This is a genomic window from Gordonia sp. G4 (assembly GCF_057770005.1).
On sequence record NZ_CM173442.1, the window covers coordinates 5387448 to 5404955 of the forward strand.

The window sequence follows — 17508 nt, forward strand, 5'->3', positions numbered from 1 at the left end:
CGTACCGTCGAGCTGGTACGTAGACGTACCAGCCGCCGCGGCGAGAGGACCCCACGCTCGTGAACACACCGACCCGAAGTGGTGAGGCGGTTCTCCCGCCCACCACGTCGATCCCGTCCGCCATCCAGGGGCTCGGCGCGGTCGTGTCGCGCCGACACTTCTTCCGCCATCTCCACGACCGACACGGCTCGGCGTTCACCGTGAACCTGCCCGTCTTCGGTCCGTCCGTCGTCATCTCCGACGCCGCCATGGCGCGCGAGCTGTTCACCGCGGGCGACAAGGTCGAGAACGTCCAGCCCAACCTCGGACGCATCCTCGGCACCGGATCGATGTTCGCGCTGGAGGGCGCCCGGCACCGCGCGCGACGCAAGCTGCTCACCCCGCCGTTGCACGGCAAGCCGATTCGGTCGTACGAACAGATCGTCGTCGACGAGGTCCGCGCCGAGACCGCGACGTGGCGCCCCGGGGTCGAGTTCGCCTGCATCGAACCGATGATGCGCATCACCCTGAACGTCATCCTCCGCGCCGTCTTCGGCGCGGAGGGCACGGATCTCGACCGACTCCGCGACATGATCCCGCCGATGGTGACCGTCGGTTCGCGGGCCGCGACGGTACCCCCGCTGCCCCTCCCCCTCCGGCCGATCGACCCCAATCACCGGTACGCGCGTCGCAATGCCGAATACCGAGAATATGTCAGCGGACTGATCACCAAGGCACGCAACGATTCTCACCTGGACGAGCGCACCGACATCCTGGCGATCATGCTTCGCAGCACCTACGACGACGGCAGTCCGATGACCGACGACGAGATCGCCGAGGAGCTGGCCACCTTGCTCGCGGCCGGGCACGAGACCACGGCGACAACCCTCGCGTGGGCGCTCGAGCGGCTACGGCGGCACCCCGAGGTCGTGCGCGAGCTCGGGGCCGAGGTGGACGCCGGCGGACACGATTACCGCCACGCGACGATCCTGGAGGTCCAGCGCAGCCGACCGGTCATCGACTTCGCCGGCCGGCACGTGGTCGCCGACCATCTCGACCTCGGCGACTGGCGGATACCCAAGGGATACAACGTGCTCGTGTCCATCGCCCTGCTCCACGACGACAGCAGCGAATTCGCCCGGCCCGAGGTCTTCGACCCGACCCGCTTTCTGGGCACCAAGCCCCCGTCGGCGTGGCTCCCGTTCGGCGGCGGGACCCGACGGTGCATCGGGGCGGCGTTCGCGACCATGGAGATGGACGTCACCCTGCGGACGTTGCTCGAGCAGTTCGAACTGCTGCCGACCACCGCCCGCGCGGAGCGCTGGTTCTCGCGCGGGGTGGCCTACGCCCCGTCCCGCGGCGGTCGGATCGCGGTCCGACCACGCTGACCCACTCGATCGCCTCGGCACGCCCGTCGACTGTGCATCGGGCGCGAACAAGGCGAGGACCTCGACCGAGGTTTGCCGTCATCACGTTGCTCTCTCGCCCGGTTACCGGGCAAAGACGCAACCGGTGCGGCACAACCACGCTTCAACCCCGCCTGACGCCGCATCGAACGTGACGGGTCCCACACCCCTGCTGTGACCTTCGTCATCGAACGCGGCCGAACACGTATGTCCGAACACCCCCGCCGAATTGCGGTATGCGCTGGGAATTCACTGTAAAGCTAACAGCGTTATCCGGGCGTTATCCGAATAGCGCTGGTCAGGGGCTCGACGTGACCCAGCCGTTACCGAACCCGTATGGTCGCCCACGGTCCGAGATCAACTGCCCTGCCAACCCCAGGGCGGTGAGGAGGAACGAAGACCATGCGTATGACCAAGACCCACATGACCAAGCTCGTCGCCCGCGCCGCGATCGTCGGCGCACTGACTGCCGCGCCCTTCGGGATGCTGACGTCCACTGCGCACGCGGCAGGCAACTGGGACGCGGTCGCTCAGTGCGAGAGCGGCGGCAACTGGGCCACCAACACCGGCAACGGCTACTACGGCGGTCTCCAGTTCTCGATGAGCACCTGGCAGGCCAACGGCGGAACCGGCAACCCGGCAGACGCCTCCCGCGAGGAGCAGATCCGCGTCGCGGAGAACGTGCTCGCCACGCAGGGGCCCGGAGCCTGGCCGACGTGCGGCGCCAACCTCTGACGCACGCACTTCTGACCACCGCACCGGCGCGTCACATCCCGTGACGTCGCAGCACCGGTGACAGCAAGGCCGGCGGGTCCACCAGGGACCCGCCGGCCTCGCGCGTCTTTCAGGCTCCTACGTCACCGTCGGGGTGTCGTCGCCGGAGTCGCCGACCGTCGTGTCCAACGCGCTGACCGCGATGCCGTACGGCAGGAACCGCACGTTGCGGCGCGGATCGGTGTTGCTCTTGTTGGCACGCAAGGCGTCGAGTTCGGTGGCGTAGACCTGCTCGACCCGGGCACCGCCGTCGTCGTCGACAACGAAGACCGCCCATACTCCGGAGCCGGCCTCCCCCGTGGTCTCTTCGCGCGGCTGCGGCTTGGTACGAGTCCGGCCACGCGAGGCCTCGTCGAAGAACATCGAGAAGGCTGCCGGTCCCGCCTGCCCCTCGAAGAGCTTGCCGAAGACGTCACGCAGTCCCTCCCCGGCCTCACGTGCGAACCGGTCGAAGTCCTCGGGGCCGAAATTGAACGATCCGCCGGAACCGCTGTTGTCGGGCATGGTGCCACCTTTCTCCGTTCACTCTGACGAGCGTCGGGCAACACTGCCCAGTGTCCTCAGAAATCAGCGGCTCCGCCACCCGGCCCTCACCGATCAGCAGGTCCGCCATCCTCGTTCCCGGTCTCGTCGAGCCGCTGGTGCAGACGCGCGCGGACGTCGTCGGCCGAATAGGACTTCCGCTGCCGCTGATCCCGCGCGACCATCGCCCCGCCGGTGGCCACCCCGACCGCGCCCGCCAGTCCCAGCCATTTCCAGAAGTTCCTCATGCGGGCAGGATAGGTCGCGCGGCACGCGGACGCATTAGCCTTCTCTCGTGCCCACCAGCAGAATTCTCTTCGGCCGAGACCGCGCCGACTCCGGGATCTCGTTGACCGACGCGCTCGACGCCACCCGCACCGGCGACATCTGGCTCTTCCGAGGCCATTCCGGGCCGGATCGGGCCATCCGCACCCTGACCAACGCGCCGGTCAACCATGTCGCGATGGCGGTGTGCATCGACGACCTGCCGCCGCTGCTCTGGCACGCCGAACTCGGCGATCGGCTGACCGACGTGTGGACCGGGTCGAATCATCGCGGCGTTCAGCTACATGACGCGCGCGAAGCCGTGGAGCAGTGGATGATCCGCTACAAGCAGGCATGCTGGTTTCGTCAGCTCACCCCCGAGGTCACCCCGGATCAGGAGAACGCTCTGCTCAAGGTGATCGCCGAACTCGACGGGACCCCGTTCCCGACGACCGCACGCCTCGCCGGGCGGTGGTTTCGCGGCCGGGTGCCCAACTCGACCGACCTCGTCCGGGGCATCCCCTACCTCGACCGCAAGGTCCGTCAACGACGCGACGAACGGCAGCAGCGCCGCAGCCAGAAGACCGACGGCGTCGGACTCGAAGCCGCCTACTGCGCCGAGGTGGTCGCGATCACCTATCGCGAGATGGGCATCCTCGATACCGCCAAGGACTCCAACTGGTTCGACCCCGGGCGATTCTGGAGCGGCGACCAACTCCCCCTCCATCCGCCCCACGAACTCACCTCGGAGGTGGGGGTCCGGCTGGACTGACATCGGCGCCGCGCCGGGCGGCCGATGGTCGGCCATCGAAGGCCCGGAGCGTCGCCTCGACAAGGTCGTCGGCGTAGGTCGGGGTCAGCGGTCCGCTGCGGTGCAGCCACCGCTGGAACAACGGGGCGTAGAGCATCTCCAGAAAGAGGTCGAGGTCGGTGTCGACCGGGAGTTGGCCGTCTCGCTCGGCCTTGCGGAGCCGCGCCTTCTTGGCGTCGTCCAGTGGTCGCGACAGCTTCTCCCGGTACTCCGCCGCGAGCTCGGCGTCGTTCGCGATCTCGGTGTTCACCGCCCGGATCAGGCGATCGAAAGACGGATCGGCGAACTCTTCCACCGTCGCCCGCATGACCTGCTTCAGGTCGGCACGCAGATCACCGGTGTCTGGCAGATCTACCGACCGCCCGTCGTCACCCTCGCTCAGTGCGAGGACGGCGGCGAAGACGACGGCACTCTTCGAGGGCCACCGCCGGTAGATCGTCTGCTTGCCGACGCCGGCCCGGGCCGCGATCGCCTCGACAGTCACCTTCTCGTACGGCGCCTCCACGACGAGGGCTCGAGTCGCCTCGAGGATCGCCTGGCGAGACCGCTCCTTTCGGCGTGAATGATCCGGTCCTGCGTCTCGCAGCATGAAGCCAGGATAGTCCACGAAACGAGACGATCCGTCTTGACTCCTTCCCAGTACCGGCATTACCGTTTTTACGAGACGGAACGGTCCGTTTACTTAGGAGGCAAGATGACAACGCCACGGGTCTGGTTCATCACCGGCGCGTCCCGCGGACTCGGACGGGCGTTCGCCGAGGCGGCCCTCGCCGCCGGCGATCGCGTGGTGGCCGTCGCCCGCAACGTCGATCCGCTGACATCGCTGGCCAAGCGGTATCCCCTACACCTGCGACCGCTGCCCCTGGACGTCACGAATCGGCAAGCCGTGTTCGACGGCGTCGAGACCGCGATCGCCGCATTCGGCCGGCTGGACATCGTGGTCAACAACGCCGGCGGCATGCTCTACGGAATGGTCGAGGAGGCGACCGAGGCTCAGGTCCGCGCGCACCTGGACCTGAACTTCTTCGGCGCCGTCTGGGTGGCCCAGGCCGTCCTGCCCCACCTACGCGCTCGCGGCGGCGGCCGACTGTTGCAGGTGACGTCGATGGGTACCGGTGGAGGGATGGCCACCGTCGGCTACTACGGAGCGGGCAAAGCGGCGCTCGACTCGGTCAGCGAGGCGCTGGCGATGGAAGCCGAGCAGTTCGGCGTCCGGGTCACCATCGTGCAGATGGGTGGTTACGACACCGGGTTGTTCACCACCGGAACGACGAACACCGAACCGATGCCGCAGTATCGGGATCTGCGGACCGAGATGGAGGCGTCATGGGGTGATACCGCAGGTCCCCCGCCGTCATCGGCCGCGCCGGTCATCCTGGAGCTCGCGGCACTCCCCGATCCGCCTCGGCGCCTCATCGTGGGGAGCCAGTCGTTCGATCACGTGCTGGAGATGGATCGGGCGCGTCAGGGCATCTACCGTGAATGGGAGCACCTCAGCCGGCAGGCCCCGGGCTGAGGTGCCACCCCACTCCTGATCGATCTAGATCGTCATCGCCTCGCGCACAGCACTTTCGGCAGCCGAGCCGCCGTCACCCGACGACGTGACGCGTCCGCTTTCCAGCACGTAGTACCGCTGCGCCGCCTCGAGTGCGAAACCGATGTGTTGTTCGACGAGGAGCACTCCCAGTCCGCCACGCTGGGTGAGCGTGGTGATGGTCTGCTCGATCTCGGCGACCACCGAGGGCTGGATGCCCTCGGTCGGCTCGTCGAGGATCAGCATGCGCGGCTCGGTGATGAGCGCGCGAGCGATCGCCAGCTGCTGACGCTGTCCTCCGGACAACAGGCCGGCGCGTCGTCCCAGCAGTTCCGTAAGTGCCGGGAACATGTCCAGCATCTCGGCGACCAGCTCCTTGCCGCGCTTGCGGCCGTCGGCCACGACCTGCAGATTCTCGGCGGTGGTGAGGTGCCCGAAACTCTGCTGGCCCTGCGGCACATAGGCGATGCCGTGCCCCACCCGGGCGCTGGGGCGCGCCCGGGTGATGTCGACGCCGTCGAAGGTGATCGACCCCTTGGTCGTCTTGACGAGTCCGACGGCCGCGCGCAGCAGGGTCGTCTTCCCCGCGCCGTTGTGTCCCATCACGGCGACGACGCCGTCGGTGGGTACCTCGATGTCGACCCCGTGGATCACCTCGGTACGACCGTAGCCCGCGTGGACTCCGGAGAGTTTCAGCATGATTCAGCCCTTGTCCTGAGTCGATTGCGTGGAGGTGCCCGCCACGTCGGGGTCGGTCTCGGCGGCGATCTCCTCGAGTTCCTCGCCGCCGGCGGCGGTTCCGAGGTACACCTCCTGGACCTTCGGATTCGCCTGGACCTCGGCCACCGTGCCCTCGGCGAGCACCCGGCCGCGGGCGAGCACCGTCACCGAGGTCGCGAAGGACCGCATGAAATCCATGTCGTGTTCGACGACCACCACGGTGCGTTCACCACCGATGCGGCGCAACAGGTTCCCGGTCTCCTCGCGCTCCTCATGGCTCATGCCGGCGACCGGCTCGTCCAGCAAGAGCACCGAGGCGTTCTGCACCAGCAACATCCCGATCTCGAGCCACTGTTTCTGGCCGTGCGCGAGCACGCCCGCCGGGGTGTCGGCGAGGTCCTGCAGACCGATGGTCTCCAGCGCCTCGGCGATCGAGTCGGGGATCTGCGTCGGCCGACGCCGCAGCATCGTCCACACCGAACGCCCGGCACCCGCCGCGATGTCGAGGTTCTGCAGCACACTCAGTTCCTCGAAGACGCTGGCGGTCTGGAAGGTCCGGCCGACACCGAGACGCGCGATCTGGTGCACCTTCTTGCCGACGAGTTCGACACCGGACTTCTGGATCGACCCGGTCGGCTTCACCAGACCGGTGATCGCGTCGATGACCGTGGTCTTCCCGGCGCCGTTCGGTCCGATCAGGAACCGCAGGTCGCCCTGCAGCAGGGTGAGGTCGACATCGGAGACCGCCTTGAAGCCGTCGAACTCGACACTGAGACCGCGCACCTGGAGGTAGTCGCTGTCCATTCCGGCATTGCCGCCGGCGACCGGCGGGTGTTCGACGACCGTCGATTCTGTCTCGGTCATGACGACGCTCCTACCTTGCTGACGCTGTGCTCATCGATGTCACCGGTCGGGGTCGGGTCCGGCGTTCTTCTCCGACGCCACTTGACCAACGCCCCGAGCCCGGCCAGCCCGGCCGGGAAGAAGCCCACGACCACGATGAACAGGATGCCCTGGGCGTAGGTCCACCCGGACGGGAAACTCTCCGACAGACTCGTCTGCGCCCAGGCCACCGCGATGGCGCCGAGGACCGGACCGAGAAGCGTTGTGCGCCCGCCGATCGCGACGCCGATCAGGAACGCGATCGACGGCACGATCCCGACGTCCGCGGGCGAGATGATGCCGACGATGGGGACGAACATGGCGCCCGCGATGCTGGCGAACAGCGCAGCGATGGCGTAGGCGACGACCTTGACGTTGGCCGGGTCATAGCCGAGGAACCGGACGCGTTCCTCCTGGTCGCGGACGGCGACCAGCAGTTCGCCGTATCGGCTGTACATCAGCTGACGCGTGATGGCGACGACGGCGAGCAGGATGGCCGCGGTGATGAAGAACAGCAGCTGCCGATTCACCGGGTCGTTGAGCGCGAGACCGAAGAAACTGCGAAAGCGGTTGAGCCCGTTGCTGCCACCGGTGGTCTGCTGACCGATGAGCAGGATGGCGAAGGCCGCGGCCAGCGCCTGGGACAGGATCGCGAAATACGCGCCCTTGACCCTCCGTTTGAACACACCGAGGCCCAGCAGGATCGCCAGGAACGTGGGAACCAGCAGGATGCCCAGGATCGTCACCAGAGGCGAGGCGAAGGGCTTCCAGTACCCGGGCAGCTCGGTGATCCCGGCGATCTGCATGAAGTCCGGCACGTCGTCGCCGCGGAGTTCGGCGTCGGAGATCTTCAGGTGCATCGCCATGATGTACGCACCCAGACCGAAGTACACGCCCTGGCCCAGGGTGAGCATGCCGCCGCGTCCCCACGCCAGGCCGATGCCGACCGCGACGATGCCGAAGCACAGGAACTTGCCGAGCAGGTTGAGCCGGAAGTCCGACAATACGGCCGGTGCGACCGCGAACAGCAGGATCGCGGCGAACCCGAACCCCGCCCAGACCTTCCAGGAACCGCTGAAATAGTCCTTCACACAAGACTCCTCGACTGGACCGTGAAAAGCCCCTGCGGCCGGATCTGCAGGAAGATCACGATGATGACGAACACGGCGACCTTCGCCACCGACGCCGTCGTGTTGTATTCGATGAACGAGTTCAGGACACCGAGGGCGATGGCCGCGATGACCGCGCCCTTGATCTGGCCCAGACCGCCGATGACGACCACCAGGAACGCGTCGATGAGGTACGTCATCCCGGTGTTCGAACTGGTGGAGCCGATCAGAGTCAGCGCCACGCCGGCGACGCCGGCCAGTCCCGACCCGATGAAGAACGTCGTGATGTCGGTGCGACGGCTGGAGATCCCGCTCGTCTCGGCCAGATCGCGGTGCTGGACGACGGCACGGATACGGCGGCCCATCGGCGTGTACTTCATGGTGACCGCGATGGCGGTCACCGCCACGATCGCGAGCAGCATGATGAACAGACGCGTCTTGGGGACGACCGCGCCGAGGATGTCGACGCCGCCGGACAACCACGACGGCGCGACCACGTCGACCGCCGGTGCGCCGAAGATGTCCCGGGCGAGTTGCTGGAGGATCAGTCCCACGCCGAAGGTGACGAGGAGTGTGTCCAGGGGGCGGTCGTACATGCGCTTGATCAGGGTGACCTCGAGCAGGACCCCCATCAGCCCGCCGACCAGGAAGCCGATGACGAGCGAGACGAGCAGGGACACCCCGGCATTGGAGATCAGGTACTCCTGCACCGAGTAGGCGGTGTACGACCCGGCCATGATGAACGACCCGTGGGCCATGTTGATCACGCCCATCTGCCCGAAGGTCAGAGACAGGCCGAGAGCTGCGAGGAGCAGAATCGAACCGAGACTGAGCCCGGTGAAGAGCTGTCCGATAACGGTTTCCACGTGACTATCCGTTCGTCGTCGGCGTGCGCCGCTTACTCCAGAGAGGGGCCGTACGCGACCCGTCCCACGTCGCGAGACGCGGGACGGGTCGTCGGCGGTGTCAGCTCAGGCCCTCGGCCCACGGGTACGACTTCAGGTAGGGGTCCGGCTCGATCGGCTGGCCCGAATCCCACACGGTGTAGATCAGTCCGTCGCCGCGGATCTCACCGATACGCGCGGTCTTGGTGATGTGGTTGTTCTCGCCGTCGATCGTGACGAGTCCCTCCGGGGCGTCGAAAGTGACTCCGCCCGCAGCCTTCTGGACGTCCGCGACCGCGAAGGACTGGGCCTTCTCGACGGTGTTCTTCCACAGGTACACCGAGACATAGGCGGCCTCCATCGGATCGGAGGTCGGCTTGTTGGCGCCGTAGGCGGCCTTGTAGTCACGGACGAACGAGGTGTTCGCCGGGTTGTCGACGGTCTGGTAGTAGTCCCACGCGACCAGCTGGCCCTCGATGTTGTCCACACCGATGCCGCCGACTTCCTCTTCGGCGATGGAGACCGAGACGACGGGCATGGCCTGCGGGGTCAGTCCGACGTTCTTGTACTCGCGGAAGAACGCCACGTTGGAATCGCCGTTGAGAGTGTTGAACACGGCGTCGGCGTCGGCGGTACGGACCTTGTTGACGATGGTCGAGAAGTCCGTCGAGCCGAGCGGGGTGTAGTCCTCACCCTTGATCTCGATGCCGTTGGCCTCCGCGTATGCCTTGATGACCCGGTTGGCCGTCTGCGGGAACACGTAGTCGCTACCCACCAGGTAGAGCGACTTCACGCCCTTTTCCTTCAGGTATTCGAGCGCGGGCACGATCTGCTGATTCGTGGTCGCACCGGTGTAGAAGATGTTCGGAGACGATTCGAGTCCCTCGTACTGCACCGGGTAGTACAGCAGTGAGTTGTTGTCCTCGAAGACGGGCAGCATCGCCTTGCGGCTCGATGACGTCCAGCCGCCGAACACCGCTGCGACGCAGTCACTGGAGATCAGCTTCTCGGCCTTCTCCGCGAAGATCGTCGGCTCGGACGCGCCGTCCTCGCCGATGAGCTGAAGCTGCTTGCCCAGGACGCCGCCGTTGTCGTTGATCTGGTCGACGGCGAGTTTGATCGAGTCGCGAACGGTGACCTCGGAGATCGCCATCGTTCCCGACAAGGAGTTCAGCGACCCCACCTTGATGGTGCTACCGGAGGTGTCGACGCACGATTCGGCACTCGACGCCGATTCATCGCTGGCCGAGCTGCCACACGCGCTGAGGACCAGCGCCACTGCGGACAGGGCCGCGGGGACGAGAATGCCGTACCGCCGCCGGCGTGAGCGGGTGGTGGCGGGCGGCGGGGTGTCCGTCGGCGAAGAGCCGGACGGCAACGGAACAGACGGCATCGGCGAAGCCTTTCTCACTACGTCTCAGGTCCACTCAGGTGGGGGCACGACGAACACGCGGCATGTCACCGCATGACCCCCGATGAGATACGCGCCGCAAGAAGCTTGCGATCTGGCGTATGGGGGGTAAACGTATTTTGACTTTGTTACGCCGGCGTGACGTGAGATGAAATCGGTGTTTCCGCTTCCGGATGCGTCACCGCGGCCGGGGGTCGCCGAATTCTGTTGCCTTCATTGATGATTCAGAGAGGTCCGGTTTGACACGACGGCCCGCAGGCGCTAGTGGGCGAAGGATGCCTCGATCTCGGCGCGGGTACGCTCGGGGTCAGATCCGAGCTCATATCGGGGAAGGGTGTGCGGGACGGTGGTTCCCGGCGCCACACGGTGGCACGCGGCCGCGAACTCGGGAGCCTCTCCCATCGTCAGATGCGCGGAGTTGATGATGCTCCACACCGCGCTCCGCCGGGCGCGTCGCTCGATCGGATTGGGCGCCCGGTACATGATCAGCTCCCTGGCCCAGCGAGGCATCGTGTCCCGGATCGCCCAGTCCACGGCACCCTGGGCGGGGTTGCGCACGTTCAACCCGGTCGCCATCGCATTGCCATGTGTCAGTGCGAGTTTCGGCAGGTACTCCGCAAGACAGGCAAGGGTGTCGGCCTTGGTCGTGGGCAGGTCGGTACCACCGAGCGCATGACCGACCCGTACGAATTCCCGGTAATAGCAGTCGAGCTGGTCGCCACGCAGCGGCTTCGGGTGATAGATCTCGTGCGCGGTCGCGATACCCCAGACGACCGTCGCGTAGTTCCATCGCAACCAGGCCGGATCGTCGGCGTCGTAGGTCGCACCGTCGGGCCGGACGCCCTTGATGGTGTGGTGCATCGCGCGCACCGTCCGGGCCAATCGCTCCGCCGACTCCGTCGAGCCGTATGCCGTCCCCATGAAGAAAGCCAGCGAGTGCCCGAGCCTGGTCATGGCTCCGTCGGGGTCGATGGACAGGGTCGGGGTACCGTCCTCGCGCCGCCGGACCAGTCGCGAGTGCTGCACGCCCATCCAGAAGATGCTCGGGTCCAGACGCTCGAGGTACGACGCGCACTGCAGGCCGAAGATCAGCGCGGGCGTGTGCGAGTGGACGTACCAGGTCGCGCTGTCCGGGCCGAACCAGCCCGGGTCCCCCGCGGGATTCTCGAATTCCATCCCGCGGAAGAACTTCGCACGCACGTGGGCGTCGAACTTGCCGTTGAGCCAGGAACCGACGAACTCGTGCGGGAGCGGAACGGGTACCCAGTCGGTGGACGGCAACCGGAGAGGAGCCATGGACACAGTCATCGGAGACCTTCCGCTCGGGGCGACCTTTGGAGACGGTCGTATCCAGACTAACTCTTTGGCTACGGGTGTGACCAGATCTGGCCCGGCCGGGTCGCCGCCGACTATGGTGAGACGATGTCCCTACCGACCCGCTGGGCTGGCGTGCCGCTCGCGGACCGGCGCGCAGAGCGTAGGTCCGACCTGATCGCGGCCGCCTTCGACATCTTCGGGGGCGGCGGCGGCGAGTCCGAACTGTCGGTCCGCTCGGTGTGTCGCCACTGCGGCTTCAATACCCGGTACTTCTATGAGAGCTTCACCGGCACCGACGAGCTGCTGGGCGCCGTGTACGACGCCACCGCCGCGGAACTCGGCACGGTGGTCGCCGCGGCGATGGGCGAGGCGGATCCCTCGGTCCGGTCGCGCACGCGCGCGGGAATCCGTGCGGTGCTGGGCCATGCCTCCTCGGATCCGCGTCGCGGCCGCGTGTTGTTCACCGCCGGAGTCACCAATCCTGTTCTTGCCCAACGGCGTGCCGTCACCCAGGCGATGCTCCGCGACATGGCGTTCGCCGAGGCCGACGCCCGGGACGCCGACCCGCTCACCAGTCGGGTCCGAGCCGCGATCTTCACCGGCGCGATGGCCGAACTGGTGCAGCAGTTCTTGGCGGGCAGCCTGGGCGACGATCTGGACCGCGTCGTCGACGAGGCGATGGCGACCCTGCTCCCCACCCGGATTCCGTAGCGACAATGCGCGCCAAAAGCGCACTCACGCTACGTAATCGCGGGTTCTAGGCGTTTCATGAGACCGCGGTCGAGGGCGCGGATCATGATGAGGCACCCGAGACCCGACAGGACCAGCCCGCTCGCGAAGATCGCCGGGAACCCGAACAGGTCACCGATGATCCCCGCGGCGAACCCGGCAGCGCCTTGTACGCCGACCACGGCGCAGGCGAACAGGGTGTAGTCGCTGCCCTCGTAGCCCTTCTGGCACGCGTCCATCATCAGTGTGAAGACCGCGACAGTCGCCGCCCCACCCAGGATGTGCTCGGCGAGACTGGCGGTGACCACGAGCCAGAAACCGCCGACCCCCATCGACGCCACCAGATACAGACCGAGACTGAGCGTCTGGGTGACACCGCCGACGAGCAGCGCGTGCCGCCGGCCGTAGGTGTAGGCGAGCCACCCGCCGAGGGCTGCCCCGCCGAGGGCCCCGGCCGACGACAGCGCACCTTCGACGAGTGCGATCTGTCCCAGCGTGAGTCCGATGTCGGACATGAACGGGCCGACCAGCGCTGACGCCATCGAGTTGCCGAATTTGAACGCGCCGACGACGAGGATGAAACCGATCACGCCCGGGCGTCGGAGCCGCGACCACCACCCCGTCAGCAACAAACGCGGCGACACCGGAGTCGGTGACGCCGACGGTCCATCGCCGGCTCGCGGCCCGGGTTCACGGGCGAGAAACCACACCCCGACGGTGACCGCGAACAGCAGCACCGACATCACCACGAAGAGGGCACGCCACCCGGCGAGTGAGAACAGCCAGAGCAGGCCGCCGCCCCCGGTGATCATGCCGATCCGGTAGGCGCCCACCTGGATTCCGTTGCCCAGACCACGCTGACGCGGCTCGAGCATCGACACGGCGAGGCCGTCGGTCGCGATGTCCTGCGTCGCCGAGAGCAGGTTGATGACCGCGATGCCCACCAGCAACCACACCAGGGTCCCGGACAGGTCGAGGCACGCTAGCACCAGCGCGACCACTGCCGACGACAACTGCAGGGTCAGCAGCCATCTGCGCCGGGTTCCGTAGGCGTCGACGTAGGGCGCCCACAGGAACTTCAGGCCCCAGGGCGCGAACAGCAGTCCGTAGACGCTGATCTGGGTGAGCGAGTAACCCTCCTCGCGGAGGATGACGGGTATCGCCTGGCTGAAGAAGCCATAGGGCAGACCCTGTGCGAAGTAGAGGACTGTGAGCAACACGAGGGTGCCGACAGCGAGCCGACCGGAGCGCGGGGTCGACATGGACCGCGGACTCGACATGGGTGACATCATGCCCCACGCGGCGTCGGCGGGTCGGCGCAGACGTGTTCATGTGCGGGCGGCCGGCTAGGAGACTGCTGAATAATCGCAGTCGTTTTCGGCGTGGCTGGTTCGTGTTGGTGCTGGTGGGCTGGGATCCTGGACGGTATGCAGGGTGAGTCAGATCATCAGGATGAGTTCCTGGATGTGAGGTCGCTGGTCGGGCATCTGTTGCCGGCGGGCAGTGTGTTCGCGTTGCTCGCCGAGCATCGGGAACGGTTGTTCCCGGCGGCGATGTTTGCGGAGCTGTTTCCCAGCGGGCGGGGCCGGCCGTCGATCCCGGCCGAGACGATGGCCTCGGTGATCGTGTTGCAAACCCTGCACGGGCTCTCTGATCGTGAGGCCGCTGAGGCGGTCATGTTCGATCTGCGGTGGAAAGCGGCGTGTGGATTCACGTTGGGCACGAAAGGGTTTCATCCGTCCACGTTGACGTATTGGCGGCGTCGGCTGGCTGGCTGCGAGCGGCCACACCTGATTTTCGAGAAGGTTCGCGAGGTCATCACCGAGACCGGGGCGGTGGCGGGCAAACATCGCCGGGCACTGGACTCGACGGTGCTCGATGATGCGGTGGCCCGCCAAGACACCGTGACTCAGCTGATCGCGGCGATACGGCGGGTGGCCCGCGACGTCGAGGGCGCGCAGGTGGTGGTGGCCGGGCGGGCCACCCGGCTGGCCGCCCTGACCGGCTCCGGGTATGAGCAGACCGGCAAACGGGGGTGTCAGATGGTCTGTGTAAGTCCAGTGCTCATCAGTGAGAGGAAGATCTATGAGCATGGCGTTAGACGACAAGCAGCAGGGCCACGACGACGAGCAGTTGCCTGAACTGGCCGAGCCGCGCTCGACCGCGGAAGTCGCCGAGGCATTACAGGCCTCGGGCATGGTCGATGAGCTGCTCGCCCAGATCGATACCGGCCAGATCCAGATCACCGGCGAAGGCGGGTTGATCCCAGGTCTGATCAAACTGGCCCTCGAACGCGGTCTGAAGGCCGAGCTGACCGATCACCTCGGCTATGCCAAGGGCGATCCGGCCGGGCGGGAGTTGCCCAACGCCCGTAACGGGTCGAGCCCGAAAACGGTGGCCTCGGAGGCCGGGCCGGTCGAGCTGAACATTCCTCGTGACCGTGACGGCACGTTCACCCCGCGGCTGGTCCCGAAGGGCTCGCGCCGCCTCGGCGGCCTCGACGACATCATCATCTCGCTCTACGCCGGCGGCATGACGTTGCGCGACATCCAACACCATTTGGCCTCCACGATCGGCACCGATCTCTCGCACGAGACGATCTCGAAGATCTGCGACGAGGTCCTCGACGCGGTCGATGAATGGCAGAACCGGCCGCTGGAGCCGTTGTATCCCGTCATCTACCTTGATGCCCTGGTGGTGAAGGTCAAAGACGGCGCCCATGTCCGAAACAAGCACGCCCACATTGCTATTGGCGTCGATATGGCCGGCGTCAAGCATGTGCTGGGAATCTGGATACAGGCCGAAGAAGGCGCCAAGTTCTGGGCCGGGGTGTGTGCGAATCTGGCCAACCGCGGCGTCAAGGACGTGCTGATCGTGTGCTGTGACGGGCTCACCGGATTCCCCGAAGCGATCGAGGCGACCTGGCCGCTGGCCACCGTGCAAACCTGTGTGGTGCATCTGATCCGCAACTCGATGCGGTTCGTGAACTACAAAGACCGCAAAGACGTCGCTCGGGCGATTAAACCGATCTACACCGCCCCCGACGCCGAGACCGCCCGCCGCGAGTGGGAAGCCTTCCGCGACTCGGAACTAGGCGCCAAATATCCGAGTGCGGCAATGGCTTTCGACCGAGCCTGGGATCGGTTCATCCCCTTCCTGGCATTCCCGCCCGAGCTGCGCAAAGTCATCTACACCACCAACTCGATCGAGTCGCTGAACTACCAGCTCCGCAAGGTCATCAAGAACCGCGGACATTTCCCCAACGACATCGCGGTCCGCAAACTCTTGTGGCTGGCCATCTGCGACATCGAAGACAAACGAGCCGCTCAACGCCTCAAAGAACGCGGGACCAGGCGGTCACAGCCCCGTAAGGCCCTCGGACGACTGGTCGAGGGACAGGTCGTCACCAACTGGAAGCAAGCCCTCGGACAGCTCGCTCTGGCCTACCCCGACCGGATCGAACCGCACCTCGGCTAAACCCACGGACCACAAGAAAATCAGGAGTCACGTTCTTACACAGACATCTTGACAAGCTCCGGCAAACCCCGCATCGCCTGGGACGATGAACAGGCCCAACACGATTTGGTGAGCGCCCTGGTCAACGACGCCCTGGCCGTGCTCGACGACCTCGACCTCACCGCGATCGCCAAGAAGCCCGATAACGAATCCGAGCAGCAGGCGGTGGCGTTGCTGGCGTTGGTGGCCGGCCAGGATGTCGAACCCGCCGCCGGCTCTGACGGCACCGACGGTCGTTGGCAGATCGCGCGCAGGACCGCCCCGGATCGGGTGATCTCCACGGTCGATACCGATGCCCGGCATGCTCATAAAACCCAGTCCCGCCGCCAGGACGGGTTCAAAGCCCATGTCGTGGTCGAACCCGATACCGGGCTGGTCACCGCCACCGAGCTGACCAAAGCCGCTGGCGAGGACAACTCCGATGCCACAGTCGGGGCGCGATTGCTGCCCACCGACACCACCGTCGCCGACAGCGCTGCTGACCTCGAGGTCCTCGGCGACTCGGCATACGCGACCGGGGCCATGCTCTCGTCGCTGGCACCTACCAACTGGACTGCGGTCCTCAAACCCTGGCCACACCGCCCGGCCGTCAAGGGTGGTTTCGTCGGCGACGACTTCACCTACGACGCCACCACGAACACGTTGACCTGCCCGAACAATCTGACTCGGCCGGTCACCGCGAAAGGGCGGGTCACCTTCGGCGCGGGTTGCCGCGGCTGCCCACTGCGCCAGCGCTGCACCACCTCGCCTCGGGGCCGCAAGATTGTTCTCGGTGAACATCACCAACTGCAGCGCGAACACCGAAAACAATTTGCCGACAACCATATTCAGGACACTTACCGGCAACATCGGCCGATGGCGGAACGATCCATCGCCTGGCTGACCCGAAACAACCGCCGCGTGCCCTTCCGCGGTGTCGAGAACAACAACAACTGGCTCCACCACCGCGTCGCCGCGCTCAACCTCCGCCGACTGGCCAGCCTGGGCCTGAGCATTACCCACAACACCTGGACCCTGGCCTGAGCCAGCTCGGCATCCAGGCCACCCCCACAATCACAGCCAGGCGAGACCGACAACCCGACCACAACCCCCAGCCCAGGAAACCAATAATTCAGCAGCCTCCTAGCCGTTCGCGTCCTTCGCGAACGGTGCCGCCGCCTTGCGCGGAGACCGTCCGGGTCTGGGCCGATAACCGCTCACGATGGACATGCGGTTGAACGCGTTGATGGTCACCGCCGCCCAGATCAGCACCGAGGTCTGTTCGGTGTCGAGGATGTCTGTGGCCCGGTCGTAGGCCAGGTCGGCGGCGTCGTGCGCGGGCAGCTCGGTGACCAGTTCGGCGATCTCCAGGGCGGCCTGTTCGACATCGTCGAACAGGTCCGGCGCGTCGCGCCACCCCGCGATGACGTCGATCTGCTGCGTCGACAGACCCGCGGAACGGCCCAGTTGCGCATGCAGATCCATGCAGTAGGCGCAGCCGTTGAGCTGCGAGCACCGCAGGTTCACCAGCTCGACGAGCGAGCGGCTCAACCCGATCGCTTCGGCGGCCGCGGCGACCTCGGCCGACACCGCGATCAGCTTTCGATAGACCTGCGGTGTGGTCTTGTCTATTCGCACCCGTTGCGCAGGCATGGCCCAACAGTAACCGCC

17 protein-coding genes and 2 pseudogenes are annotated in these 17508 nt (G+C 66.4%); 8 read left to right on the forward strand and 11 right to left on the reverse strand.

From position 1 onward, the window contains the following. Positions 1–59 precede the first annotated feature (59 nt). Positions 60–1367: a cytochrome P450 gene (locus AC3B5T_RS24380; protein WP_055477087.1), complete on the forward strand. Its 1308-nt coding sequence runs from the start codon at positions 60–62 to the stop codon at positions 1365–1367. A gap of 420 nt (positions 1368–1787) precedes the next feature. Next, a complete protein-coding gene (locus tag AC3B5T_RS24385) occupies positions 1788–2120 on the forward strand; it encodes a transglycosylase family protein (RefSeq protein WP_014927620.1) in 333 nt (110 codons plus the stop codon). A 117-nt stretch (positions 2121–2237) separates the two neighbouring features. Here the strand turns inward: AC3B5T_RS24385 and AC3B5T_RS24390 are convergent, their stop codons facing one another. Beyond that, positions 2238–2663, reverse strand: a complete 426-nt coding sequence (locus AC3B5T_RS24390; RefSeq protein ID WP_010843385.1) for a hypothetical protein — start codon at positions 2661–2663, stop codon at positions 2238–2240. An 86-nt stretch (positions 2664–2749) separates the two neighbouring features. Then, complete coding sequence (locus AC3B5T_RS24395) at positions 2750–2929, reverse strand: hypothetical protein (RefSeq protein ID WP_055477086.1); 180 nt, start codon at positions 2927–2929, stop codon at positions 2750–2752. 47 nt (positions 2930–2976) lie between these two features. Here AC3B5T_RS24395 and AC3B5T_RS24400 point away from each other — a divergent pair, with 47 nt between their 5' ends. Next, a complete protein-coding gene (locus AC3B5T_RS24400; RefSeq protein WP_055477085.1) occupies positions 2977–3717 on the forward strand; it encodes a hypothetical protein in 741 nt (246 codons plus the stop codon). On the opposite strand, the gene AC3B5T_RS24405 is transcribed toward AC3B5T_RS24400, so the two are convergent. Beyond that, a complete protein-coding gene (locus AC3B5T_RS24405; RefSeq protein ID WP_055477084.1) occupies positions 3686–4345 on the reverse strand; it encodes a TetR/AcrR family transcriptional regulator in 660 nt (219 codons plus the stop codon). The two genes, AC3B5T_RS24400 and AC3B5T_RS24405, sit on opposite strands and share 32 nt — an antisense overlap. Before the next feature lie 105 nt (positions 4346–4450). Here AC3B5T_RS24405 and AC3B5T_RS24410 point away from each other — a divergent pair, with 105 nt between their 5' ends. Continuing rightward, the gene (locus AC3B5T_RS24410) at positions 4451–5272 is read left to right on the forward strand and encodes an SDR family NAD(P)-dependent oxidoreductase (RefSeq protein ID WP_055477083.1); all 822 of its coding nucleotides are present in this window, start codon (positions 4451–4453) and stop codon (positions 5270–5272) included. Between the two features lie 24 nt (positions 5273–5296). Here AC3B5T_RS24410 and urtE read toward each other — a convergent pair whose 3' ends face one another. The 6 genes from urtE to AC3B5T_RS24440 form a co-directional block, all read right to left on the reverse strand. Further along, positions 5297–5989 carry an urea ABC transporter ATP-binding subunit UrtE gene (gene urtE / locus AC3B5T_RS24415; RefSeq protein WP_055477082.1) on the reverse strand — a complete coding sequence of 231 codons (693 nt, stop codon included), beginning with the start codon at positions 5987–5989 and terminating at the stop codon, positions 5297–5299. 3 nt (positions 5990–5992) lie between these two features. Then, the gene (gene urtD, locus AC3B5T_RS24420) at positions 5993–6874 is read right to left on the reverse strand and encodes an urea ABC transporter ATP-binding protein UrtD (RefSeq protein ID WP_055477081.1); all 882 of its coding nucleotides are present in this window, start codon (positions 6872–6874) and stop codon (positions 5993–5995) included. Next, a complete protein-coding gene (gene urtC / locus AC3B5T_RS24425) occupies positions 6871–7983 on the reverse strand; it encodes an urea ABC transporter permease subunit UrtC (protein ID WP_014927624.1) in 1113 nt (370 codons plus the stop codon). The genes urtD and urtC overlap by 4 nt, the downstream gene beginning before the upstream one ends. Beyond that, entirely contained in the window at positions 7980–8867 is an 888-nt protein-coding gene (gene urtB / locus AC3B5T_RS24430) for an urea ABC transporter permease subunit UrtB (RefSeq protein WP_055477080.1), read from the reverse strand. Before urtB ends, urtC begins: the two co-directional genes overlap by 4 nt. Positions 8868–8967: 100 nt before the next feature. Further along, positions 8968–10278 carry an urea ABC transporter substrate-binding protein gene (gene urtA / locus AC3B5T_RS24435; protein WP_035717714.1) on the reverse strand — a complete coding sequence of 437 codons (1311 nt, stop codon included), beginning with the start codon at positions 10276–10278 and terminating at the stop codon, positions 8968–8970. 279 nt (positions 10279–10557) lie between these two features. Then, entirely contained in the window at positions 10558–11604 is a 1047-nt protein-coding gene (locus AC3B5T_RS24440) for an oxygenase MpaB family protein (protein ID WP_055477079.1), read from the reverse strand. A 114-nt stretch (positions 11605–11718) separates the two neighbouring features. Between AC3B5T_RS24440 and AC3B5T_RS24445 the strand changes: the two genes are divergently transcribed. Next, positions 11719–12324 (forward strand): TetR/AcrR family transcriptional regulator, encoded by a 606-nt coding sequence (locus tag AC3B5T_RS24445; protein ID WP_055477078.1) that lies wholly within the window; start codon positions 11719–11721, stop codon positions 12322–12324. 29 nt (positions 12325–12353) lie between these two features. Here AC3B5T_RS24445 and AC3B5T_RS24450 read toward each other — a convergent pair whose 3' ends face one another. Then, positions 12354–13604 (reverse strand): MFS transporter, encoded by a 1251-nt coding sequence (locus AC3B5T_RS24450; protein ID WP_055477099.1) that lies wholly within the window; start codon positions 13602–13604, stop codon positions 12354–12356. A gap of 165 nt (positions 13605–13769) precedes the next feature. On the opposite strand from AC3B5T_RS24450, the pseudogene AC3B5T_RS24455 reads away from it, so the two are divergent. From AC3B5T_RS24455 to AC3B5T_RS24465, 3 genes and pseudogenes are all read left to right on the forward strand, one after another. Continuing rightward, positions 13770–14327, forward strand: a pseudogene (locus tag AC3B5T_RS24455) (transposase); the annotation flags it as partial. 100 nt (positions 14328–14427) lie between these two features. After that, the gene (locus tag AC3B5T_RS24460) at positions 14428–15819 is read left to right on the forward strand and encodes an IS256 family transposase (RefSeq protein WP_045540970.1); all 1392 of its coding nucleotides are present in this window, start codon (positions 14428–14430) and stop codon (positions 15817–15819) included. 60 nt (positions 15820–15879) lie between these two features. Further along, positions 15880–16881, forward strand: a pseudogene (locus AC3B5T_RS24465) (transposase); the annotation flags it as partial. Between the two features lie 99 nt (positions 16882–16980). Here AC3B5T_RS24465 and AC3B5T_RS24470 read toward each other — a convergent pair. Continuing rightward, positions 16981–17490, reverse strand: a complete 510-nt coding sequence (locus tag AC3B5T_RS24470) for a carboxymuconolactone decarboxylase family protein (protein ID WP_014927629.1) — start codon at positions 17488–17490, stop codon at positions 16981–16983. Positions 17491–17508: the final 18 nt, after the last annotated feature.